Source organism: Streptomyces sp. NBC_01381 (assembly GCF_026340305.1).
Lineage (GTDB): Bacteria > Actinomycetota > Actinomycetes > Streptomycetales > Streptomycetaceae > Streptomyces.
Window position 1 is genome coordinate 3,566,351 of record NZ_JAPEPI010000002.1, and the last position, 22,220, is coordinate 3,588,570.

20 protein-coding genes and 2 pseudogenes are annotated in these 22,220 nt (G+C 70.5%); 13 read left to right on the forward strand and 9 right to left on the reverse strand.

The window, feature by feature from the left end:
- Position 1 precedes the first annotated feature (1 nt).
- Complete coding sequence (locus OG453_RS37280; RefSeq protein WP_266872962.1) at positions 2-757, reverse strand: metallophosphoesterase; 756 nt, start codon at positions 755-757, stop codon at positions 2-4.
- A gap of 85 nt (positions 758-842) precedes the next feature.
- Between OG453_RS37280 and OG453_RS37285 the strand changes: the two genes are divergently transcribed.
- Positions 843-2,246: a PLP-dependent aminotransferase family protein gene (locus OG453_RS37285; RefSeq protein ID WP_266872963.1), complete on the forward strand. Its 1,404-nt coding sequence runs from the start codon at positions 843-845 to the stop codon at positions 2,244-2,246.
- Between the two features lie 185 nt (positions 2,247-2,431).
- On the forward strand, positions 2,432-2,719 hold the full coding sequence (locus tag OG453_RS37290; protein ID WP_266872964.1) for a hypothetical protein: 288 nt from the start codon (positions 2,432-2,434) through the stop codon (positions 2,717-2,719).
- A 160-nt stretch (positions 2,720-2,879) separates the two neighbouring features.
- On the opposite strand, the gene OG453_RS37295 is transcribed toward OG453_RS37290, so the two are convergent.
- Complete coding sequence (locus tag OG453_RS37295) at positions 2,880-3,026, reverse strand: hypothetical protein (protein ID WP_266872965.1); 147 nt, start codon at positions 3,024-3,026, stop codon at positions 2,880-2,882.
- Between the two features lie 163 nt (positions 3,027-3,189).
- Here OG453_RS37295 and OG453_RS37300 point away from each other — a divergent pair, with 163 nt between their 5' ends.
- The 3 genes and pseudogenes from OG453_RS37300 to OG453_RS37310 form a co-directional block, all read left to right on the forward strand.
- Positions 3,190-4,002: a hypothetical protein gene (locus OG453_RS37300; RefSeq protein ID WP_266872966.1), complete on the forward strand. Its 813-nt coding sequence runs from the start codon at positions 3,190-3,192 to the stop codon at positions 4,000-4,002.
- Positions 3,999-4,445: an RDD family protein gene (locus OG453_RS37305; RefSeq protein WP_266872967.1), complete on the forward strand. Its 447-nt coding sequence runs from the start codon at positions 3,999-4,001 to the stop codon at positions 4,443-4,445. The genes OG453_RS37300 and OG453_RS37305 overlap by 4 nt, the downstream gene beginning before the upstream one ends.
- Positions 4,446-4,528: 83 nt before the next feature.
- Positions 4,529-5,230 (forward strand): annotated as a pseudogene (locus tag OG453_RS37310) (YhjD/YihY/BrkB family envelope integrity protein); the annotation flags it as partial.
- A gap of 44 nt (positions 5,231-5,274) precedes the next feature.
- On the opposite strand, the gene OG453_RS37315 reads toward OG453_RS37310, so the two are convergent.
- The gene (locus OG453_RS37315; protein WP_266872968.1) at positions 5,275-6,678 is read right to left on the reverse strand and encodes a DUF2252 domain-containing protein; all 1,404 of its coding nucleotides are present in this window, start codon (positions 6,676-6,678) and stop codon (positions 5,275-5,277) included.
- Between the two features lie 152 nt (positions 6,679-6,830).
- Between OG453_RS37315 and OG453_RS37320 the strand changes: the two genes are divergently transcribed.
- Complete coding sequence (locus tag OG453_RS37320) at positions 6,831-7,223, forward strand: SHOCT domain-containing protein (RefSeq protein ID WP_266872969.1); 393 nt, start codon at positions 6,831-6,833, stop codon at positions 7,221-7,223.
- 20 nt (positions 7,224-7,243) lie between these two features.
- Here the strand turns inward: OG453_RS37320 and OG453_RS37325 are convergent, their stop codons facing one another.
- On the reverse strand, positions 7,244-7,654 hold the full coding sequence (locus tag OG453_RS37325) for a hypothetical protein (protein WP_266872970.1): 411 nt from the start codon (positions 7,652-7,654) through the stop codon (positions 7,244-7,246).
- Positions 7,655-7,793: 139 nt separating this feature from the next.
- On the opposite strand from OG453_RS37325, the gene OG453_RS37330 reads away from it, so the two are divergent.
- Both OG453_RS37330 and OG453_RS37335 read left to right on the forward strand, forming a co-directional pair.
- Positions 7,794-8,045 (forward strand): hypothetical protein, encoded by a 252-nt coding sequence (locus OG453_RS37330; RefSeq protein ID WP_266872971.1) that lies wholly within the window; start codon positions 7,794-7,796, stop codon positions 8,043-8,045.
- 73 nt (positions 8,046-8,118) lie between these two features.
- A complete protein-coding gene (locus tag OG453_RS37335) occupies positions 8,119-8,643 on the forward strand; it encodes a LuxR C-terminal-related transcriptional regulator (RefSeq protein WP_266872972.1) in 525 nt (174 codons plus the stop codon).
- 43 nt (positions 8,644-8,686) lie between these two features.
- On the opposite strand, the gene OG453_RS37340 is transcribed toward OG453_RS37335, so the two are convergent.
- From OG453_RS37340 to OG453_RS37350, 3 genes are all read right to left on the reverse strand, one after another.
- Positions 8,687-10,999: a LuxR C-terminal-related transcriptional regulator gene (locus OG453_RS37340; RefSeq protein WP_266872973.1), complete on the reverse strand. Its 2,313-nt coding sequence runs from the start codon at positions 10,997-10,999 to the stop codon at positions 8,687-8,689.
- A gap of 159 nt (positions 11,000-11,158) precedes the next feature.
- On the reverse strand, positions 11,159-11,644 hold the full coding sequence (locus tag OG453_RS37345; RefSeq protein WP_266872974.1) for a DUF1269 domain-containing protein: 486 nt from the start codon (positions 11,642-11,644) through the stop codon (positions 11,159-11,161).
- Positions 11,644-12,195: a DUF1269 domain-containing protein gene (locus OG453_RS37350; protein ID WP_266872975.1), complete on the reverse strand. Its 552-nt coding sequence runs from the start codon at positions 12,193-12,195 to the stop codon at positions 11,644-11,646. Before OG453_RS37350 ends, OG453_RS37345 begins: the two co-directional genes overlap by 1 nt.
- Before the next feature lie 157 nt (positions 12,196-12,352).
- Between OG453_RS37350 and OG453_RS37355 the strand changes: the two are divergent.
- The 5 genes and pseudogenes from OG453_RS37355 to OG453_RS37375 form a co-directional block, all read left to right on the forward strand.
- Positions 12,353-13,789 (forward strand): annotated as a pseudogene (locus tag OG453_RS37355) (hypothetical protein); the annotation flags it as partial.
- On the forward strand, positions 13,789-14,292 hold the full coding sequence (locus OG453_RS37360) for a hypothetical protein (protein ID WP_266872976.1): 504 nt from the start codon (positions 13,789-13,791) through the stop codon (positions 14,290-14,292). The pseudogene OG453_RS37355 and the gene OG453_RS37360, both read left to right, overlap by 1 nt.
- Before the next feature lie 121 nt (positions 14,293-14,413).
- The gene (locus tag OG453_RS37365; protein ID WP_266872977.1) at positions 14,414-17,113 is read left to right on the forward strand and encodes a glucosidase; all 2,700 of its coding nucleotides are present in this window, start codon (positions 14,414-14,416) and stop codon (positions 17,111-17,113) included.
- Positions 17,110-18,594, forward strand: coding sequence for an alpha-amylase family glycosyl hydrolase (locus tag OG453_RS37370; RefSeq protein ID WP_266872978.1), 1,485 nt, complete (start codon positions 17,110-17,112; stop codon positions 18,592-18,594). The genes OG453_RS37365 and OG453_RS37370 overlap by 4 nt, the downstream gene beginning before the upstream one ends.
- Positions 18,587-19,924: a diacylglycerol kinase family protein gene (locus OG453_RS37375; RefSeq protein WP_266872979.1), complete on the forward strand. Its 1,338-nt coding sequence runs from the start codon at positions 18,587-18,589 to the stop codon at positions 19,922-19,924. Before OG453_RS37370 ends, OG453_RS37375 begins: the two co-directional genes overlap by 8 nt.
- On the opposite strand, the gene OG453_RS37380 is transcribed toward OG453_RS37375, so the two are convergent.
- Positions 19,906-20,370, reverse strand: a complete 465-nt coding sequence (locus OG453_RS37380) for a hypothetical protein (protein WP_266872980.1) — start codon at positions 20,368-20,370, stop codon at positions 19,906-19,908. The genes OG453_RS37375 and OG453_RS37380 overlap by 19 nt on opposite strands.
- Before the next feature lie 53 nt (positions 20,371-20,423).
- A complete protein-coding gene (locus OG453_RS37385; RefSeq protein WP_266873270.1) occupies positions 20,424-22,163 on the reverse strand; it encodes a SulP family inorganic anion transporter in 1,740 nt (579 codons plus the stop codon).
- Positions 22,164-22,220 lie beyond the last annotated feature (57 nt).

A 22,220-nucleotide genomic window follows, 5' to 3' on the forward strand; every position in this document is an offset into this window, starting at 1 on the left:
ATCAGTTGATGACGCACCGATAATGGGTGGTCAGCCGTCCCTCGTCGTCCCATACGTGGAAGGCGAGCGCGGGCGGTTGGTCGAGGTGGACGTAGTCCTCGGGGTGGGTGTGCTGTTCCCAGGGGAGCCGGAGCGTGGAGACCACTCCCGGTGCCACCAGCAGTGGGCGTCCGGCGAAGGTGGTTGCCGCCGGCGTGTGGGCGTGCCCGCACAGGAAGGCCGCGAGGTTGGGGTGGCGGCCCGTCAGCGCGGCGAGGCGCTCTGCTCCGAACTGGCGGACGCCGTCGATGAAGGGGACGTGCAGCAAGGTCGGCGGGTGGTGGAAGCCGACGAGCACGGGCACTTCGGCCGGGGCCTGCGCCAGGACGTCCTCCAGCCACGCCAGGGTCTCGTCCTCGAGGAAGCCCTCGTCCTTGCCCGGCACCGAGGAGTCGCACAGCGCGATGACGAAGTCGGCGGTGCGGTGCACCTGGTTGACCGGTGCCGCCGAGGGCGGCTGGCCCAGCAGGAACTGCCGGAACGCCGCACGTTCGTCGTGGTTGCCGGGGCAGATCACGACCGGGTGCCTGGAGGTCAGCAGCGAGCGGGCCTGCTCGTACTCGGCGGGCAGGGCGTGGTCCGCGATGTCTCCGGTGACCAGGACCGCGTCCAGGTCGTAGGGGAGGCTTTCGAGGTAGTCCATGACGGCCCGGGTGCGCTCGGAGCTGCGGTGCCCGTCGTCGATGTGGGTGTCGCTGAGGTGAGCGATCACGATCACCGCTGGGGTCCTTTCGTCGCGGTGTGCTGGATGCTTTCGACCTCGAACGTAGAGGGTCACCGGACCAGGATTAAGATCCAGTTTCATGCCAAATTCTTGGTCCAGTTCCCGGCTCGACCTGCTCATCTCCCTCGACGCCGCAGGCGGGCGGCGCTCCGGCCTGGAGTCCGCGCTCCGGGCGGCGATTCGCCAGGGACGCCTGCCCGCCGGGACGCTCCTGCCGTCCACCCGCGGGCTTGCCCAGGAACTCGGACTCTCGCGGGGCACCGTCAGCGCCGCCTACGCCCAGCTGGTCGAGGAGGGCCACCTCGCCACGCGTCCAGGAGCGGGCACCAAAGTGGCCGAGGCGCCGCAACGCGCCCAGGCCCCCGCGTCGTGCCCCGCACCCGCGCCGACCACTCCCCGCCACGACCTTCGCCCCGGGCTCCCCGACGTCAGCGCCTTCCCCACCCGAGCCTGGCTCGCCGCCACCCGCCGCGTGCTCAACCACGCGCGCCCCGAGGTCTTCGGCGCCGGAGACCCACAGGGCCGTATCGAACTGCGCAACGCCCTCGCCGACTACCTGGGCCGCACCCGCGGCGTGATCACAACCCCGGACCGCATCGTGGTCACTTCCGGCTACTACCAGGGCCTGGGCCTGCTCAGCGGCGTACTGTCCGCAAGCGGTACCCACACCGCGGCCGTGGAGGACCCGGGCCACAACCTCTTCCGCGAAGTCGTCCAGCGCGCCGGGCTCACCACCCTCCCTCTGCCCGTCGATGCCCACGGCGCCTGCGCCGATGTGTTGACACCGGGCACAGGAGCGGTGTTCCTCACCCCCTCGCACCAGTACCCGACCGGCGTTCCGCTGCATCCGAGCCGCCGCCGGACACTGTGCGCCTGGGCATGCTCCACAGGCGGCCTGATCGTCGAGGACGACTACGACGGCGAGTACCGCTACGACCGCCAGCCCGTCGGCGCCCTCCAGGGCATCGCACCCGATCAAGTCGTCTACTGCGGTACCGCGTCCAAGACGCTCGGCCCCGCCCTCCGTCTGGCCTGGATGGTCCTACCGCACCACCTGGTGCAACCGGTGATGCGGGCCAAACAGCAAGCCGACCTGTACACCGAGACCCTGGGGCAACTCGTCCTCGCCGACCTGATCACCACGCACGCCTACGACCGCCACGTCCGCGCCGCCCGCCTGCGCTACCGCAGACGCCGCGAACTCCTCCTCGACCGGGTAGCCGCCCGCCCCGGCCTTACCGCCCACGGGGTACCCGCCGGCCTGCACACCCTTGTCACTCTCCCCTCCGACGGCCCCACCGAGGACCAACTCCTGGCCAGGTGTGCCCATCACGGCCTCGCCCTGCGTGGCCTCACCGAACTCCACCACGACCCCGCCGACCGTCCGCAGGGCCTGCTGATCGGCTTCGCCGCCCCTTCCGAACGTGCCTACCCGGCCGCCCTCGACGCCTTGTTCGCTGCCCTGGGTCGAGCCCAGGTGTGACAGAGGGCGTGGCATCGTGATCACTTCTTTGGCGTGCTCATGATGAGGGGGAGCCGTGCGATCGGCTGCAAGGAAGTCCTCGCGGACGTTTTCGAGCAGGGCTGCAAGCAGGTCAAGGCTGGTTCTCTACGCGCACCGATGCCTGCGGCCGGGTGTCGCTCACGTACACCGTGATCGATCTCAAGATGAAGCGGACGACCGGCAGGGCCGTGTTCACGGCGACGCAGGAGATCCAGCTCGACCCCAAGGAGCACAACGGCAATACCTCCATCAAGGAGGGGCTGTGGCACACCGAGAACACGCTGCGGCTGGACGACGCATCGGGCTCCGCCAAGGGGCTGCGGGCGTCGTGGAAGACCGCTTGCTCGGGCGGCGCGTGCGCGGCCGACAGTGCGTGGTCGGGGTCGTGCCGATCAGCGCCCCGCACCGCCTCACTCGTCGTACGCAAAGCCTGGCCATCAGGCCGAAGGTGACCTGATGCGGGCTCAGGGGGACCCCGGTGTAGTCGCCGGTCGGGGTCATCGCCTCGCTGCTCGTGCCGGAGTCCGGGCTGCCGCGTGTCGAACTTGGTGATCAGCGTTCCGTCCACCCAGTGCTCGACGAAGCCCAGCGAGTCGCCGTTGTAGCAGCCGATCAGCCGGGTGCCGCGCGACGCGGCCGCGAGGCGCTCTCCGGCTCACCACCGATGCGTACGAGCACATCGCGGTCGGTCAGTCCCTCGACCAGGGTCAGGCTATGCGCCATATGCGTCTCGGCGATCCAGGCCGGCGGATGGGTCATCCGGCTTCCCTGCGAGCGGCTGTCGGCCCCAAGCACCTGCGTGGCGTGTCGGCCGTCGCTTCCGTGATCCCGTAGCGCGCCTTTGGCGTGTCACCTGCCACGGGTGAGGACACTTGGCCGGATCTGTTCCACGGTGTCGTGGTCGGAGGCGGTGAGTTCGCGGATGAGTGCAAGCGGAGCGGAAGAGGCGCACAGCCTGTCGGAACAGGCGTTGCGCACGGTGTTCGGTCTCCTGGGCCTGACCGGGTCCGGTCTGCGGCGCCTGCTCGACCCCGAGGCCCCCGAGGACCCCGACGGCACGGCGCCGGGGCGGCAACCCGAACTGTTCCGCCTGCTGCCCTGCGCGGCCGTGGCCTGGGGGGTCGCCGCCCAGCGACGCTCTGCCCGGGTGGTCCGGGGAGCCGGTTCCCGGGTGGGCGCGGTCGTCGCGTTCGCCGCGCGCCCGGTGGTGACACGTGAGCCGTTCGTCTCGTCGTGGCGGCTGCTGGTGCAGTGGGGAGAACGCGGGGCGGCGGACCAGGAGCGTAATCGGGAACTGGCCGCGGGGTTCGTCCGGGCGGTCGTCAAGGAGGTGGCGTCCGTCGTACTGGCCCAGGCGGATCTGAACGGAGCGGTGGACCGCATAGACCTGGATCGCGCGGCGCGCCGACTCGACCTGGATCGGGCTGCGGACCGTATCGACGTCGACCGTGTCGCCGCCAGGATTGATGTCGATGCGGTGGTGGCGCGGGCGGATCTCGAAGCGGTGATCGCCCGTCTCGATCTCGCCGATCTGGTGCGGCGCGTGCTCGACGAGATCGACTTCGCAGGCATCGTCCGTGAGTCCAGCGGCACGATGGCGGTCGAGACGGTGGACGCCTTCCGGGACCGCAGCGTCAGCGCGGACCGGTTCTTGAGCCGCATCGCCGACCGGGTCATGCTCCGGTCCGCCGAGCGCAACACGGCAGGACCGTCGCGGTGGCCGGAGGAACCGTGAGCCGGCCGCCCGCGGTCCAGGGGCAGCGAGCGGGGATCGTCTCCCGGACGGTGGCGGATGTGATCGACGTCGGGCTCGTCGGCGCCCTGTGCGCAGCCGCTCTGCTCCTGTACGGCGTGGGCGACTACGTGCTGACCGGCGCGCCGTTCGCGCTGCCGCAGCCACCGAGGCCGGGCGGCGCCGCGGGCAGCTCCCTGATCGCCGTGGGATACCTCGCCGCGGGCTGGACGGTGGCGGGCCGGACGCCCGGGAAGCAGTTCGCCGGCCTGCGCGTCGTCTGTGCCTCCGGCCGTCCCGTGCCCGCCGGGCGGGCAGCACTGCGTGCCGTGCTGTGCGTGCTCCTTCCGCTGGGGCTCTTCTGGGTTCTCGTCAGCCGCCGGAACGCTTCGATCCAAGACCTGCTGGTGCGCACCGCGGTGCTCTACGACTGGGGTACCAGGTGACGGGGCCGCACGCGCGCGTGCGGGCCGTGGTGGGGGAGTTGAGGGGTGCGCTGGCGAAGCCGACCGGGGAGGCGCGTCGCGTGGTGGCGCAGCTGGCGCACGTCAATGTCCTGGACACCGCGACCCGCCTCGCGGCTCAGGTCTTTCTGGCCGCCCTGCCCGTGGCCTTCGTCGTGGTGTCCTTCGGTCCGCCGGTCGTGCGCGAGGAACTGCTCGCCTCGCTGCGTGCGTTCCTCGGCCTGAAGGGCGTCTCGGCGGACCAGGCACGGCAGTTCACGACCGGCCCGCCACCGCCCCGTGAGTCGTGGGGGGCGTTCAGCGTCCTCATGGTGCTGCTGTCGGCCACCGCCGTCAGCCGCACGCTGCAGCGGCTGTGCGAGCGTGCCTGGCACCTGCCGCCCGCGGGAGGCAGGCCTGCCGTATGGCGGTGGCTCGCCTGGCTGTTCGGGTGGTTTGCTTCGCTGGTGTTCCACGGTGCCTGCCAGGACGGCTTCGGGGCGGGCCCCCTGGTCGGATTCCCGCTCGCGCTGGGCGCCACCGTCCTGATGTGGTGGTGGACCCAGCACCTCCTGCTGGGAAAACGTGTGCCGTGGGGGCCGCTGCTGCCCGGAGCCCTGCTCACCGGATGCGGCATCGTCGTGTGTGGTGCGGTGTCCCGGCTCTACCTGCCGCGGGCCCTGAACGAGAGCATTGACCGGTACGGCCCCGTCGGTTCGGTGTTCACCCTGCTCTCCTGGCTCATCGTCCTGTTCGTCGTCATCACCGTGGGCATCGCCCTGGGGTATCTGCTGGCCCAGCAGACCCCCTTCGACCGGTGGTTGAGCCCGCGTCAGAGCGCATCCGTGCGGACCCGCCCGGCGCGGGCCGCCCGGCCCAGGGCCCGGAAGTCGTCCTCGTTCTGGTCCGCGTACGCCTCGGCGAACTTCGCGACGGCGCGGTCGAAGATGTCGCCCCGACCGAGATAGGCGGCGATGGCGATGCGGTCGCCGGAGCGGGCGTGGGCCCTGGCCAAGGTCGCACCGCAGACCTGGCTGAAGATCCTCATGCCCCGCGGGCTCATGGTGTCGGCGGCAGCGATGCCCTTCCAGTCGTGCAACTGACGTACGTAGAAGTCCCGTTGGCGTCCGTCGATGCCCTCGGCCCGCTCCCAGCCGAGCAGGGCGTCGCTCGTGGCCTGCATCAGCCGCTGGCCCGAGACGACCCGCTCGCCCTGGTTCTCGTACGCGCTCGGACCGGTGTACGCGGACAGTGCCGAGGTCTCTGCCTCCTTGGCCTGGAGGAGCAGGGGGTCCTGTTCGTCGCGGCCGAGCATGAGGATGATCCAGCAGCGGGTGCCCACGCTGCCGACCCCGACGACCTTGCGGGCCATGTCCACCAGGCGGAACTGGTCGAGCAGGGCCCGCCGGTCGGACGGCAGGCTCTCGCCGTACCGCTCGATGAGATCCCTCATCTGTTCCTCCAGCTGATCGCGCTCCACGTCCGGGAGGAGATCGCCGACGGGGACGATCAGTGGGGGATCGGGCGTGATCCTGCGCTCGCCCTTGACCAGGTGGGTGAGCTTCTCGAATGCGTGCAGATGATCGCGGGTGCGTGCCTTGGCCAGGGCCCGGGCCGTCCTCGTACGCAGCACACGATTGCCGCCGTCGCGCAGCGCGCGGTAGAGATCGTCCGCCTCGATCTTCGTGTACCAGACGTCGAGGTGGCGCATGCCGGCGAAGCGGGCCGTCCACTCGCGGTACGCCCGCACCGCCCCGTGCACCACGGTCGCCCGCTCCGCCTCGGCGAAGCCGTTGTTCCGGCCGGCGATGACCAGGCTCGCCGCGAGCCGCTTGACGTCCCACTCCCACGGCCCGGGCAGCGTCTCGTCGAAGTCGTTGATGTCGAACATCAGATGGCGCTCCGGGGAGGCGAGCAGCCGGAAGTTGAGCAGATGGGCGTCGCCGCACAGCTGCGCCTCGATGCCGGTGCTCGGCGTGCCCGCCAGGTCACCAGCCATGATCGAGGCGGCACCCCGGTAGAACCGGAACGGGGACTCCAGCATCCGTGCGTACCGCACGGGCACCAACTCCGGCACCCGGGCCGCCGACTGCGCTTCGAGCACGTCCACCGGATCCGCGCGGTCCGGCTGCGGTGTGAACTCCGCGTGGGCGGAGCGCGGCACGAAGCCGCGGGCCGCCCTGCCGCGGGCGGCCCGCTCCTGCGGAGTGAGATGCGCGGTCCGGCTCCCGGTCATGGCGAGGCCTCTTCTCTCGGCACACCCGCTCTTCGGGCTCGTGCCGCCGACTCTCGCCCCGCAGCCCCGCGAGGACATCACCCGGCGGGGGTGAGGCGACGCGGAGCCAGGCGCACCACGGTGCGTCTCACCGACTGCCGAGGAGGCACACGATGGACTATCCGTTGATGAACCTGTTCCTCACCATGCTGTGGTTCTTTCTGTGGACGGCGTGGCTGATCCTGGTGTTCAGGATGATCACCGACATCTTCCGCAGCCACGACCTCGGTGGCTGGGCGAAGACCGGCTGGCTCCTCTGCGTCCTCGTGCTGCCGTTCATCGGAGTGTTCGTGTACCTCATCGCCCGGGGCCGGTCGATGGGTGAACGGGACCTGCATGAGGCCCAGGCGCGCGACTCCGCGTTCCGCTCGTACGTACGCGAAGCATCCGCTGGACCGGGGAGCGCCGGGACGAGCCAGCTGACGCAGCTCGCCGAGCTCCGGCAGGCGGGGGCGCTGACGGATCAGGAGTACCAGAGGGCGAAGAGCAAGGTCCTCGCCCCCTGAAGGGTGGTGCTGCGCAGCCGTCAGGCGTGCCCGGACGGCTGCCTGCCATACACCGCCAGGGCCCAGATCACGATGACGTCCAAGGCGATGATGGTGACGGACCAGACCGGGTAGTACGGGATGAAGAAGAAGCTCTCGACGGCGCTGGCTCCGGCGAGAATCATGCCGATGACGCGCGCCCAGGCGCGGGCCGCGAACACGCCGAAGGCGGCGGCCAGGACGACGACGCCGGAGAGCAGGTGGATCCATCCCCACGCCGAAGTGTCGAACTCGTACGTGTAGTTGCGCGTCACCACGTAGAAGTCGTCGTCAATGATCGCGACGAGCCCCGCGATCGCGTGGTAAGCGCCGACCAGCAGCATCAGGCAGCCGGCGAGCACCGAGAATCCGACGGCCGCCGGATTCCTCTCCGCCAGAGTTCGCTGAGTCATCAGTGGCTCCTCCCCTGAGGTGAGGGGCGAGCATCCCGCGCGGGCCCGGAGCCGCACTCACCCACGCGGGGTGATGTCCGGTTCCCGGGGCCGGACGAGGATGCGGTGCATACCGCCCGCTCCGGACGGAGGTGGCGTCATGGCCGCGGCGGCCGACGGCTTCGAGATCCGGATCACCGGCAGGGTGGGCGAGTCGTTGTGGGAGGCGTTCAGCGAGCTGACGATCTCGGTGCATCCCGCGGAGACCGTGCTGCGCGGCTCGTCGCTGGACCAGGCCGCGCTGTACGGGATCCTGGACCGGATCCAGTCACTCGGGCTCGAACTCGTGGAGGTGCGGAGGATTCCGGGTGGTGGCGGCCCGGGCACCGAGGGTGGAGCGGAGGACACCTAGATATTGGCGGGCCGGGTGGAGCAGCCCCAGGATGTGTGGGCAGAAGCAGGTATTCCTCTTGAGGGGTGAGGACATGCCCACGATGTCCCAACGGACGGCGCGCCATTCGATGTTGACCCGCGATCAGATCAGCTCCGTGCGGGTGGCCGCGCTGCGCAGGGAGCTGCGGGCGCTCGGCTGCGACCGCTTCACCGTGGAGTCGGCGGTCTCCCTGTCCGCGTCCTGGGTCGCCGATGTGCTCGCGGACATCGCGTACTCGCTGCACGACCCTCCGCTCGCCGAGGCGTTGACGGAGGAGGCATCCGCCCTCCTGGCCTCCTCGCGCCCGGTCCGGCCGTCTGCGAAGAAGCGGGCGGCGCGACCGCCGGGACCGACCGCAGAAGTGTTCGGGACGCCGGAGCCCGCCGTCCGGCTCACCGAGCGCGAGGCGGTCGTGCTGCGACGGCTGCAGGGCGAACAGTCGCTTCGGGAGATCGGTGCCGATCTGTACGTATCGGTGAACACCGTCAAGAGTCATGTGCGTTCCATCTACCGGAAGTTCGACGTCACCTCCCGCGAGGAAGCGGTCAGCCGGGCCCGCGGACTCCGGCTCCTGTGACCCGGCTCCGCACCGACCGCACCGTCTGGTGCGGTCACGCCTCTCACAGCAGACGCAACTCGCGTGCCCGCCGTACGGCGGCCGTCCGCCGGGTCACGGCCAATTTGCGGTAGACGCTCTTGAGATGGGTCTTGACCGTGTTGACCGACAGATACAGCTCGGCGGCTATTTCCTCGGTGGTCATCATCTGCGCGAGGTGGACGAGTACGTCGAGTTCGCGCCCGCTGAGTGATCCGAAGATCTGCGGGGGCGCGGCATCCGGTGCCCGTGTCCGGTCGCCGTCCGGGCGGAAGCCGCCCGCGGGGCGCGGCCGCGTGACGTGCGCCTCCCGTTCCGCGGCATCGAGTCGCTGGACGAGCCAAGGAGCGGTCACGTGCTCGCGCGAGCTCGCCAAGGTGCGCAGCGCGCGGTCGCCGCGGCCCTCCGCGATGCTCGTCAGGCCAAGGACCAGTGCGTGAACGGCCCGGACGAACGGGTCGGGTGAGGACTGGAGCGCGGCCCCCGCCCTGCTCAGCTCGCACTCCGCGGCCGCGAGCCGGTCGCCGGCCAGATCCACCCAGCCCTTGGCGACGAGCACCGCCGCTCCGGAGCGCTCGGGGTGGGACCGGGCCGTAAGGGTCGGGTGTTCGGCCCTCGCCGCGAACTCGGCGGCCGCACGGAACCGCCCCCGGAGCGCCTGGAGCAGCGCAAGGTCCTCCAGACAGCTGCGGCGCAGGGCGCTGTTGCCGACCGCCGTCGCCGCGGAGAGGCCGGTCAGGAGCATGGTCTCGGCGGCCTTCAGCCGGCCGCCGCGCAGTTCGTCGCCGCCGAGGGTCGAAAGGACGAGTGCTCTCAACTCGTGCCGTTCGGAGAGCGCTTCGGGGGAAACCTCGCCGAAGAGTGCCTGCACCGTGGACGCCGCGCGCACGGCGGCGGGCAGGTCGCTGGTACGCGTGCGCTGGATGATGATCACGGAGTGCGTCAGGCGGATCCTCGCGCTGTGCTCGGCGTCGGTGTCCGACAGGCGTGTGAGGGCCCGCTCGGTGAGGCCGAGCGCTTCGTCGCAGGCAGGGGTGTCGCCTCGGGACAGGGCCGCCGCCGCGCAGAGCAACGCGGGTTCCGGTTCGTGGCGGGCCGCGGAACGGGTCACCGCGTGATGCGGCATCCTCCGGAACAGTTCGGCGGTGAAGCGGTCGTCGGTCAGTCCCAGGGCCTGACCGATGGCCAACTGATGGACGATCAGGCGGCTCGCGTAGGGCCAGTCCCCGGCTTCGGCCGCACTGCGCACGGCCTCCGCAAGGAGGCCCTGACCGCTGAACCACACGGCGGCCTTCCGCTGCAGTTCCCCCGTCAGGCCGGGTGTCTCGTGGCGCAGGCGCAGGCGCAGGAAAGTGACGAGCATCTGGTGGCCGCGATACCACCCGTGCCCCAACGGGCGGAAGAAGGCGTTCTGTTCGACCATCGCGGAGAAGAGCCGGCCCGCCGTGCGGCCGACCAGCGCCGTGGCCAGTTCGGCGTTGACGCGTTCCGGGACGCTGGTCGCCAGCATGAGGCCCCGCATGTCGGTGGACTGGGCGTCGAGAACCTCTTCGAGCAGATAGCTCGCCACGGTCTGGTCGTCACCCGTGAACTCCCGCACGAAGCCCTCCGGGTCGCTGTGCCCGGTCATCGACATGGCCGCGAGGCGCAGACCGGCCGCCCACCCCTCGGTGCGCTCCCGCAGGGCACGGACCGACGGCCTCGACAGCGAGACGCCGTGCTGGTCGAGGAGTGCGGCGGTCTCCCGGTCGCTGAAGGCCAGGTCGTCCATGCGTATCTCGGACAGTTCACCGGCCAGCCTGGAGCGGTGCAGGGGGAGAGGCGGGTCCCGGCGGCCCACGACGACCAGGCGCAGCGCGGCACCGGCCCGCTTGAGCAGGTAGGCCACCCCTTCGGCGAGGGCGGAGCCGGCCGTGGGATGAAAGTCGTCGAGCACCAGGACGACCGGTGTGCTCCTCGCGGTGAGCCCGGCGGCCAGACGCACGATGAACACGTAGTCGAGGACGTCGCCGCGCGCCGGGGCTTCACCGGTCGCGGTGACGTCGACACCGACATGGCGCAGCGCTTCGAGCACACAGGGCCAGAAGACGCCCGGCAGCTCGTCGCCGCTGTCGCAGGAGACCCAGGCCAGTGGTCCCGGCACCTTCCCCGTATGCGCCCAGAGCAGCACGAGGGTCGACTTGCCGGAGCCGGCGGGCCCGGCCACGACCGTCAGCGGGCCGAGCGCCCCTCGGGAGAGGCACTCCGTCTGCCGTGGCCTGGCAATCGCCCAGGCCGGCAGAGGAGGTATGCCGACCTTGGAGTGGAGCGTCAGGAACTGCTCCGGCAAGGATGACAAGGACGTCTCTTCCGACCGGGACATCGCGACACCGCCTCCACTGCTCAGGCTGTTGTGCGAAAGGCCAGTATCGGACGGGGCGGGGTGAGACGGCATCGTCCGCGTCCGCCATCTCACCCGGGTGAGGAGAGCGGGAGCCGATCCGGGAAGAGCGGCCCCTCAGACCCCGTGCAGCGCCGCGACGAGCTCCTCCTCGCGCTCCTTCGTCAGCGACGTACGGATCACTGTCGGGGCGAACGGACGCAGTGCCTCGCGCACCCGGTCGGGCGTCGACTTGCGCACGAGCGCGAACACCGCGGCCCGGTCGGGCTCCAGCGTCGCGGCCACCTCCTTGATGAAGGCGTCGTCGATGCCCACATCCCTCAGACGTCCGGCCGCCGCGCCCGCCGCGGCGCCCACGGCCGCGCCGAACACCGGCATCAGGAACAGCATGCCGAACAGCGTCCCCCACACGGCGCCGGTCACCGCTCCCGCCCCGGTGGTGCTGTGCGCCTGCTGGACGTGGACCTTTCCGTCCGGCGTCCGCCAGGCGAGCGCGGCGTCCTCGAGGTCGAGCAGCTCCTGACGTGACAGGTCCGCACCGAGGCGCATCACCTCTTCGGCTTTCTCCCTGTCGGAGAAGCCGAGAACGACGAGCTCGGTCATCACAGCCGCCCCAGACGCCTGCGGGCATGGCGTTGCGACGTCTCTTCGGCGGCGGCCGCGTCGAGCGCGCGCACCGCCTCGGCGATCTCGGCGGCCACGGGGCCGAGGGTCTCCGGAGTGAGGAACCCTTCGGCGACGGGTTTGCCTCCGGCCTCGCGGATCACGCGCCGCAGCGTCCTCGCCCATACGTGCTCGAGCAGGACGAACCCCGCGGACGTCCCGGGGTCGAGTTCGGACGCCATCTCCCTGATGTCGTCCACTGAAAGGCCGAACGGATAGCCCTCGTCCGCCATCTCCTCCAGCGCTTCCACTTCCCGCAGGGTCCTGGTCTCCAGACCGAGCAGGGCGGCGATCGTGGTGCCCATGCCCTCGGCCTGGTAGTTGCGGCCGGAGATCGTGCCGTCCGGCTCCTTGTGGATGAACAGCAGATCGATGACGCGGATGAAGCCGAAGCGCTCCAGGCTCTCCAGCTCTTCGATGATCTTTCCCGCGAACTTGGCGTCCGGCCCGAACTCGACGGCCAGCATCTGAACCGGTCCGATCGTGACCATGGTGTGTCTCCCTCCGGTCGACGTCGCCTCCATCCAGTCGCACCGCGCGTGCCCGCGCGTCACCCGCAAGGGGTGATGGAGGGGCGCCCCGGAGGCCCCAGGGTGACCGCACCGGCGACGGCGCGAAGTCGCCCGGCGCTGCGGCCGAGGGGGAGTCATGTCAGAAGCCGGACCCGAGGGGCCGAAGTCTCCGGCGAAACCGGACAGTGACCGGAGCGAAGTGGAGCAGCTGCGCGAGGAAGTCGCGGGGCTGCGCGCCGAGGCGGCGGCACGCACCCGGCGGCGGAGCTTCGGCCTCACGGTGCGCAGGACCATCGCCGCCGTGCTCATCGCCCTGGTCGGCTTCTGCACGGTCGCCTCGGTGATCGGCGTCTGGGGCGCGCGGACGACCCTGAACACGGACCGCTGGGTCGCCACGGTCGGGCCCCTGCCACAGGAGCGGGAGATCAACGCGGCGGTGACGAAGTTCCTCACCGACGAGCTCTACGGCAAGCTGAACGTCGAGACGCGGCTGGCCGAAGCGCTGCCCCCCAAGGCCTCGTTCCTTGCGGCACCGGTCAACGGAGCCGTACGGGACTTCGTACGCGACAAGGTCTCCGAACTCCTGCGGACGGACACGTTCCAGTCGCTGTGGGAGCGGACGAACCGCACCGCGCACGCACGGATCATCGCAGTCCTTGAGGACCGGGCCGAGAACGTGTCGGTGGAAGGCACCACGGTGACGCTGAACCTGTTGCCGCTCATGAACGACGTCCTGAAGGCCGTCGAGGACCAACTGCCCACCCTCTTCGGCAAGGAACTCGACCTGCCGGCCATCGGCACCGGACAGATCCCCCCTGGCCTGCACGACAGGATCGAGGACGCGCTCGGCGTCTCACTGCCCGCCGACTTCGGACAGATCACCCTGTACGACAGGGACAAGCTCGGCCCGCTCCAGGATGCCGTGCTCCTCTTCAAGCGAGGCGTGGCCGGTCTGGTCATCGGCACCTTCGTACTGCTCGGCGTCGCGTTGTGGGTCTCACCGAACCGCCGCCGCACGGCACTTCAGCTCGGCCTGTGGCTCGTCATCTCCGTGACGGTGCTGGCCGCCGTGCTCCGTGCCGTGCGGGACCAGCTCCTGTCGGCGCTCCCGGAGGGCGTCTACCGCGACGGCGTCCAGGCCGCCCTGTACACGGTCTTCACCACTCTGCGCGAACGGGGCGACCAGTTGCTCTGGCTCGGCATCGTCCTCGCCGTACTCGCCTATCTCGTGGGTCCGGGGCGGCTTCCGAAGGCGCTGCGCCGGTACACGGTCCAAGGGGCCAAGGCCACCGGCCGGTTCACCGCGCGCACCGCCCAACAGGTGGCCACCAGCGGCGGATTGCGGACCTGGGTCCACCGGCACCTCGACGTGCTCCGTGTCACGGGCGTCGTGGTGGCCGCCGTCGTGGCCCTGCTGTTCTCCTCGTGGACCGCTCTGCTGGTCGTGGCGGTACTGCTCGCCGGATACGTCGTGCTCGTCACGCTCCTCGCGCGCTCGGCCGAGCCCGAGGAACCTGAGGCAGCGGAGCAGACCCCCGAGAAGCCGTCCGTCCCCACGGCAGCCCCCGGGTGATGCTTCGGAAGGGGCACGGGCTCGCCGCGGCGACGGCCGGACTGCTCGCCGCGCGAGGCGTGTACGGGTGCATCGTCGTCCTGTCGCTCCTGCTGGCTTTGGAGGACCACCCGCCGCCCGCGTTCGAGACCGCCCTGGTGCTCGCGACCACGCTCACCGGCATCGTGGCCGCCGAGGCCTTCGCCTCGCTGATCGGGCAGGAAGTGGAGCGCGGCCGCCCGCCCACGTGGGGCGAGCGGCGGCGGACGGCCGCCGAACGTTCCACCGCGTTCTCGGCCGCGGTCGCGCCGATCCTGTTCTTCGTCCTGGCCGGCTTCGGACTCTTCGCCGAGCGCCTCGCCTTCACGCTGTCCCGCTGGGTCACGCTGATCCTCCTGTTCGTGTTCTGCTGCGCGGCACGCGGCCTGTCCGGCCGTACACGTACGAATGCGCTGCTGACCGGTTTCGTCGCGGCGGCGCTCGGCGTCGTACTCGCCAACTTCAAGTCCCTGACCCACGGTTAGGCAGTACGCCCAAATCACCCTCGGGAGGTGAGGCAGGGCGGCAGCCGAAACGGAAGGCTGCGCCCCCGGCAGGCCATGTACACGCGAAGGCGGCGCAGACGACCGGCAGGGAGGACGCCGAATGAACGCGCAGAGGAAGGCCCGGACGGAACAGCAGCGCACCGCACTGACCGGCCAGGAAGGCGCGGCATGGCGGCGCTGGGGCCCGTACCTCAGTGAGCGCCAGTGGGGCACGGTCCGTGAGGACTACAGCGACGACGGCGAAGCGTGGACCTACTTCCCGCACGACCACGCGCGCTCCCGCGCCTACCGCTGGGGCGAGGACGGCCTCGGCGGCATCAGCGACGACAAACAGCGGCTCTGCCTTGCCCTCGCCCTGTGGAACGGACACGATCCGATCCTCAAGGAGCGGGCGTTCGGGCTCACCAACAGCGAGGGCAACCACGGCGAGGACGTCAAGGAGTACTACTTCTACGTCGACAGCACGCCCACCCACTCGTACATGCGCTACCAGTACAAGTACCCGCAGGGCGAGTTCCCGTACAACGATCTCCTCGCCACCAACCGTGACCGCGGCCGCGAGGAGTTCGAGTACGAACTGCTCGACACCGGGATCTTCGACGACGACCGCTACTTCGACGTGACCGTCGAATACGCCAAGGCGACCCCCGACGACATCCTGATCCAGATCACCGCGGAGAACCGCGGCCCCCAAGAGGCCCCGCTCCATCTGCTGCCGACGCTCTGGTTCCGCAACACCTGGTCCTGGACGGACGGCGCGCCCAAACCCGAACTGACCGCCGTCACGGGCGGCAAAGGCACATCGGTCATCCGCGCGACGCACGGTGAACTCGGCAGCCACGAACTGCACTTCGAAGGTGACGTGCCCCTCCTGTTCACCGAGAACGAGACGAACCACGAGCGGCTCTTCGGTTCGGCGAACGCATCGCCGTACGTGAAGGACGGCATCGGCCGCTGCGTCGTCGACGGCGAGAGCGGAGCGGTGAACCCGGAGCGCACGGGCACCAAGGCCGCCGCCCACTACACGCTGACCGTGCCCGCGGGCGGCTCGGCGTCCGTCCGCCTCCGGCTCGCGCCCGCGGGGACGGACGTCTCCCTGAGCCGCGGCTTCGACACCGCGCTGCGGGACCGCCGCAAGGAGGCCGACGCCTTCTACGCCGCCCTGACCCCGCCCTCGCTGGGTGAGGACGAGGCGCGCGTCCTGCGCCAGGCCCTCGCCGGGATGCTCTGGAGCAAGCAGTACTACTACTTCGACCTGGAGCAGTGGCTGGCCGAGCACGGCCTCGATCCGTGGAGCCCCGAGGCGCACGGCGTCCGCAACCGCGAGTGGTTCCACATGGTCAGCGACTCCATCCTGTCCATGCCGGACAAGTGGGAGTACCCGTGGTTCGCGGCCTGGGACCTCGCGTTCCACACGGTGGCGCTCGCCGTGGTCGACACGGGCTTCGCCAAGCAGCAGCTCGAACTGCTCCTCAACGACGCCTACTTGCACCCCAACGGACAGATCCCCGCCTACGAGTGGAACTTCGGCGACGTCAACCCGCCCGTCCACGCCTGGGCCGCCTACTTCATCCACATGATCGAGGAGCGCCTGACGGGCCACTCCGACGACGCCTTCCTGGAACGCACCTTCCAGAAGCTGCTCACCAACTTCACCTGGTGGGTCAACCGCAAGGACCCGGACGGCCACAACGTCTTCCAGGGCGGCTTCCTCGGCCTCGACAACATCGGCGTCTTCGACCGCAGCGCACCCCTGCCCACCGGCGGCCGGCTCGAACAGGCCGACGGCACGGCCTGGATGGCGCTCTACTGCCAGACCATGCTGCAGATCGCCGTCCAACTCGCCCAGGAGAAACCCGCGTACGAGGAACTCATCGTCAAGTTCGCCGAACACTTCCTGTGGATCTCCGCGTCCATGGACCGTATCGGCGAGCGCGGTGACGAACTCTGGGACGAGGAGGACGGATTCTTCTACGACGTGCTGCGCCTGCCCGACGGACAGGCGACACGCCTCAAGGTCCGTTCCATGGTGGGACTGCTGCCGCTGTGCGCGTCGACCGTGTTCCGGCCCGACCAGCTCGCGGGCGTCCCTCATATCACCGAACGCCTGCGGGAGTTCGGGCGTCGGCACCCGTCCCTGAACGCGACCCTCGCGGCGGCGCAGGCGGGCAAGGCGGGTGGCGCACGGCTTCTGTCGGTCCTCGACGAGAAGAAGCTGATCCGTGTCCTCGGCCACCTCCTCGACGAGGGGGAGTTCCTCAGCCCGTACGGCATCAGGGCCCTGTCCCGCCACCATGCGGAGCACCCCTACACCTTCTACGTGCACGGTGAGGAACTGCGCGTGGGCTACGTCCCCGCGGAGTCCGACTCCGGCATGTTCGGCGGCAACTCCAACTGGCGGGGCCCGGTGTGGTTCCCGATGAACGCCCTCGTCATCCGAGCCCTGCTCAACCTCTACGCCTTCTACGGCGAAGACTTCACCGTCGAGTGCCCGACCGGATCCGGCACCCGGCTGAACCTCTTCGAAGTCGCCAAGGAGATTTCCGACCGGCTCGGCCGCATCTTCCTGCGCGACGACGACGGGCGCCGCCCGGTCTACGGGGGCCAGGAGAAGTTCCAGAGCGATCCGCACTGGCGGGACCTGATCTCCTTCCACGAGTACTTCCACGGCGACAACGGAGCGGGCATCGGCGCCGCCCACCAGACCGGCTGGACCGGCCTGGTCGCCACCCTGATGGTCGTCTTCGGGCGCCTGTCGGCCGATGACTATCTCTTCCGACCCGGAGGGCGGGCATCATGAGCGCGCTGCCACCGCAACCCGTGATCCACGAGATCAACACCTGGGTGTGGCTGAGGGAGCTGGAGCGCCGCACCGGCCGGCCTGTGGGCCTCGGTGACGTGTCCAAGGACGCCTGGGACGAGATCACACCGCACGGCGTCGACGCCGTCTGGCTGATGGGCGTGTGGGAACGCAGCCCCGAAGGCCTCGGCATCGCGCTGGCCGACCCCGCCCTGCGCGCCGCGTTCACCGGTGCGCTGCCGGACGCGGGCGAGGACGACATCGTCGGATCCCCGTACTGCATCCGCCGCTACACAGTCGACGAGCGCATCGGCGGGCCCGACGGGCTCGCCGTGGCGAGGGCGGAACTCGACCGGCGCGGCATCGGACTCCTCCTCGACTACGTGCCCAACCACGTGGCACCGGACAGCCCCTGGCTCACCGAGCACCCCGACTACTTCGTGCGGGGCACGCGGGACGACCTGGAGCGCGACCCGGCCGCGTACTACGAAACCGGCGGCGCCGTGTACGCGCGCGGCCGGGACCCCTACTTCGCGCCCTGGCCCGACGTCGTCCAACTCAACGCGTACAGCACCTCGTTGCGCGAAGGGACCACCGACGTGCTGCGGCGCATCGGCGGGATCTGCGACGGGGTCCGCTGCGACATGGCGATGCTGATGATGAACGACGTCTTCGGCAGGACCTGGGGTGAGCGGGCCGGACCGATGCCGCCGCAGGACTTCTGGCCGACGGTCATCACCGCCGTGCGCGAGCGACGGCCCGGCATGACCTTCGTCGCCGAGGCCTACTGGGACCTCGAATGGGAGCTCAAGGAACAGGGCTTCGACTTCTGCTACGACAAGCGCCTCTACGACCGGCTCGTCCACGAGAGCCCGGAATCGGTGCGCGGCCACCTCCAGGCGGACCTCGACTACCAGCGCCACCTCGTCCGCTTCCTGGAGAACCACGACGAACCACGCGCCGCCGAGACCCTCGGCCCCGCCAAGGAACGGGCCGCGGCCACGCTCATCGCCACCCTGCCAGGCGCCACGCTCTGGCACGAGGGCCAGTTCACCGGACGCCGCACACACCTGCCCGTCTTCCTGACGCGGCGCCCCGACGAGACACCGGACGTCCCCCAGCGGGCCTTCCACGAGCAGCTCCTCGCGCGCGTCCACAAGACCCGTATGCGTACCGGTGAATGGCGACTCCTGAGCTGCGACGGCTGGCCCGACAATCCCACCCACCGGTCGTTGCTCGCGTGGTGCTGGTCGGGCGAAGCGGGCCGGCATGTCATCGTGGTCAATCTGTCCGACCGGCGGGCCCAGGCCATGATCAGGCTGCCGTGGCCGGAACTGGCGGGCAGCGTATGGCAGTTGAGTGACCTCATGGGCGGGGTGCGGTACGAGCGGGACGGCGACGAACTGCTCGCCCCCGGCCTCTACACCGACCTCGAAGCATGGGGCAGCCACATCTTGTCCTTCGAGGCGGGCCGTGGCTGAGCTGAGCGGTCCGGGGGGAGGAGCATGGCTGGCGCGCGCGTCACTGGCCGCCGCCGGGGGAGCCGTGCTCGTCCCCGCCGTTTTCGCGGGACTGCGGACCTTCGGCCTGTTGGCCGTCGGACTCATCGGCATGTGGGCCACTGTCGCCGCGGTCTGGTGGATCCTCACGCGGAGGGGAGTGCTGAGGGTCCTGTCCGTGGCCCTCGCGCTCGCGGCCCCGGCCTGGGTCGTCCTGGCGTACACCCGGGCCCACCTGGCGTGGGTCGTCGCGGTGTCGGGCGCGCTGTGGCTGCTCGCGGCCGGCACCGGCCGCGCCGCCCTCACCCGGCGGGAGGATTCCTCCTCGACGGCTGCGAAGGCTGCGATGGCTCCGATGGCGGAGCATCCGGCGTCGCAGGCCCGTCACCCCTTCCTGATCATGAACCCCCGCTCGGGCGGCGGCAAGGTCACCCAGTTCGCCCTGCGCGAGAAGGCCGAGGCCCTGGGCGCCGAGGTGCTGCTCCTCGAAGGTCCGGAGGAGACCGACGTGGCCGAGGCCGCCCGCAAGGCCGCGTCGGAGGGAGCGGACCTGCTCGGGGTGGCCGGTGGTGACGGCACCCAGGCGCTGGTCGCCGACGTAGCCGCCTCGCTCGGGCTCCCCTTCCTGGTGATCCCGGCAGGAACCCGCAATCACTTCGCGCTCGACCTGGGCCTCGACCGCGAGGACCCGGCCAAGGCGCTGGACGCGCTGCGCGACGGAGTGGAGCTCCACGTCGACCTCGGCCGCGCGGCCGGCAGGCCGTTCGTCAACAACGTGTCGTTCGGGGCCTACGCCGAGGTCGTGCAGAGTCCCGCCTACCGTGACGGGAAGACCCGCACCACCCTGGAGCTGCTTCCCGACCTGCTTCTTGCGCACGAAGGCGCATGTCTCACCGCCCACGCCGGGTCGCACACCTTCTCCGCGCCGCAAGCCCTCCTGGTGAGCAACAACCCGTACGGCACCGGCGACGTCGCGGGCCTCGGTCGCCGTGCGCGACTGGACAGCGGCGAGCTGGGCTGCGTCGGGGTGAAGATCGCCGGCGCCGCGCAGGCCGCGGGACTGCTGCGGGGCCGACGGTCCACCGGTACGACGCGGACGACCGCGACGGACGTCGTGGTCGAGGCCGACCGGGAGTGGATTCCCGTCGGCGTCGACGGTGAGGCCCTGCGCCTGCGCGTGCCCGTGCGCATCGAGGTACGGCCGCTGGCCCTGCGGGTGCTCGTGCCCCGGCAGCGGCCGGGCGTGCGCCGGGCCCGTCCGCCGCTGGACTGGCGGCTGCTCGGCCGACTCGCCTACAGGGGAGCCCCGTAGACCTTGTGGGCCTGCCGGTGCCCGTACACCGCCAGCGACCAGATGACCAGGACGTCGAGGAAGATGAGGATCGCGGACCACGCCGGGTGGTACGGGGTGAAGACGAAGTTCTCCAGCGCGCTGGCAGCCGCGACGGCGATGCCGACGGCGCGTGCCCAGGTGCGGCCGCTGAAGATCAGGAACGCCGCCGTCAGGACGACGACGCCGGAGACCATCTCGATCCAGCCCCGCCAGGCCACGTCGAAGTCGAAGGCGTAGTCGCTCTGTTGGCGGGTGAAGTTGTGGTCGAGGACCGTGGCGAGGCCCGAGATCATGTGGTACGTGCCGATGATGGCCATGATGCACACGGCGAACACGACTCCGCCGACGGCGGCCACACTGATGTGGGGCGCGGGCTCCGGCGGGCCGGAGCCGGTCTGTCCTGAGGTGGTTCGCTGATCGGTCATGTCCGGGCCTCCTCTTGGATGGGCTCAGAGAGTTGGACGCTCAGAGCATCCCGTCACGTCGGACCGCCCGGTTCACCCCCAGGGGATGAACCGCCGGCGGTCCGTTCCGCGCCCGCACCGGTTTCCTCGCGGTACGCGGCGACGGCCGCCTCGACCGTGGGGAAGAAGTGGTGCGGGTCGATGGTTCGGGTCAGCTCGTAGCGTTCGACCTTGCGCCGTACGGGATCCTTGAGCTCGGCGAACACGAGGTTGATGCCCAGCTCGTTGAGCGTCCGGTCCAGCTCCTCCAGTACGTCGGCGGCAGTGGTGTCCACGTCGGTGACGGGCTCGGCCGCGATCAGGATCCAGCGCGGCCGCGGCTCACCGCGGGCGAGGCGCAGCACCTCGCCCCGGAAGGACTTGGCGTTGGCGAAGAACAGCGGGGCGTCGAAGCGGAGGATCACCAGGCCCGGCAGGCGTTCGGCTTCCGGGTAGGAACGGATGTCGTGGTAGCCCCCCAGGCCGGGCACCCGTCCGAGCACCGCGATGTACGGCCACCAGGCGCGCCGGAAGACGTTCAGGATGGAGAGGCCGACCGCGACCGCGATGCCGGGCAGCACGCCGAGCAGGGCCACGCCGAGGAAGGCCACGACGGACAGCAGGAACTCGGCCTTGCGCTGGTGCCACAGCCGCCTCGTCCCCGCGATGTCGGCCAGCGAGAGCGACGCCGTGATGACCACGGCGGCGAGCGCGGGCTGCGGCAGGCTGCGGAAGAGACCCGGGACCAGGACCAGCATGAGGACGATCAGCACCGCCCCGACGACCCCGGTGAGCTGGGACTTGGCTCCCGCACGCTCGGCCACCGCCGTCCGCGACCCGCTGGTGCTGACGGGGAAGCCCTGGAACAGGCCGGCCGCCAGGTTCGCGGAGCCGATCGCGACCATCTCGTCGCTGCCCCGCACCTCCTGACCCGTGCGGGCCGCGAACGCCGAGGCGTTGGAGATGGTGTCGGCGAGGGACACCAGGGCGATGCCGAGCGCTCCGACGAACAACGGGGCCAGGTCGTCCAGGCGGACATCGGGGATCGTCAACGGCGGCAGCCCCTCGGGCAGTTCACCCACGAGCCGCACCTCATGCTCGCCCAGGTCGAAGAGCACCGACACGGCCATCGCGAGGACCACCATCACGAGGACCGCCGGTACTTTGGCCAGCCAGCGCTGCATGACCAGGACCAGCACGATCCCGCCCGCGCCGACCGCAAGGGCGGCGGGCACGGTCTCCCCGTCGGCCAGACCGCTCGCGAAGTCGGCCACCTCACCGAGCAGCCCGTCGGCGTCCGTACTGAAGCCGAACAGCTTCGGCAACTGGCCGATCAGGATGGTCAGGGCCAGGCCGTTCATGTAGCCGATCATGGTGGGTTTGGAGATCAGGTCGGCGATGAAGCCGAGCTTCGCCACTCCGGCCAGGAGTGTGATCGCCCCGACCATCAACGCGAGCACCGAGGCGAGAGCGACGGCCCGTTCGGGATCCCCGTCGGCGGCAATCAGCGGCAGGATCGTCGCCGCGATCATCGGGCCGAGCGAGGAGTCGGGACCGAGCACCAGGATCCGGGACGGGCCGAAGACGGCGTAGGCGAGCAGGCACAGCACGGAGGTGTACAGGCCGGTGATCGGAGGCAGGCCGGCCAGTTCCGCGTACGCCATTCCCTGCGGCACCAGCAGAGTCGTGAGGACGACCCCCGCGACGACGTCCTTGACGAGCCACTTCCGGCGGTAGCCCGAGAGCGTCCGCACGCCGGGCGGTGTGCCGCGCACGGTCACCACGCGTACGACGCGGTCATGCTGGCCATGGCAGGGCCTCCGTATCCGAGC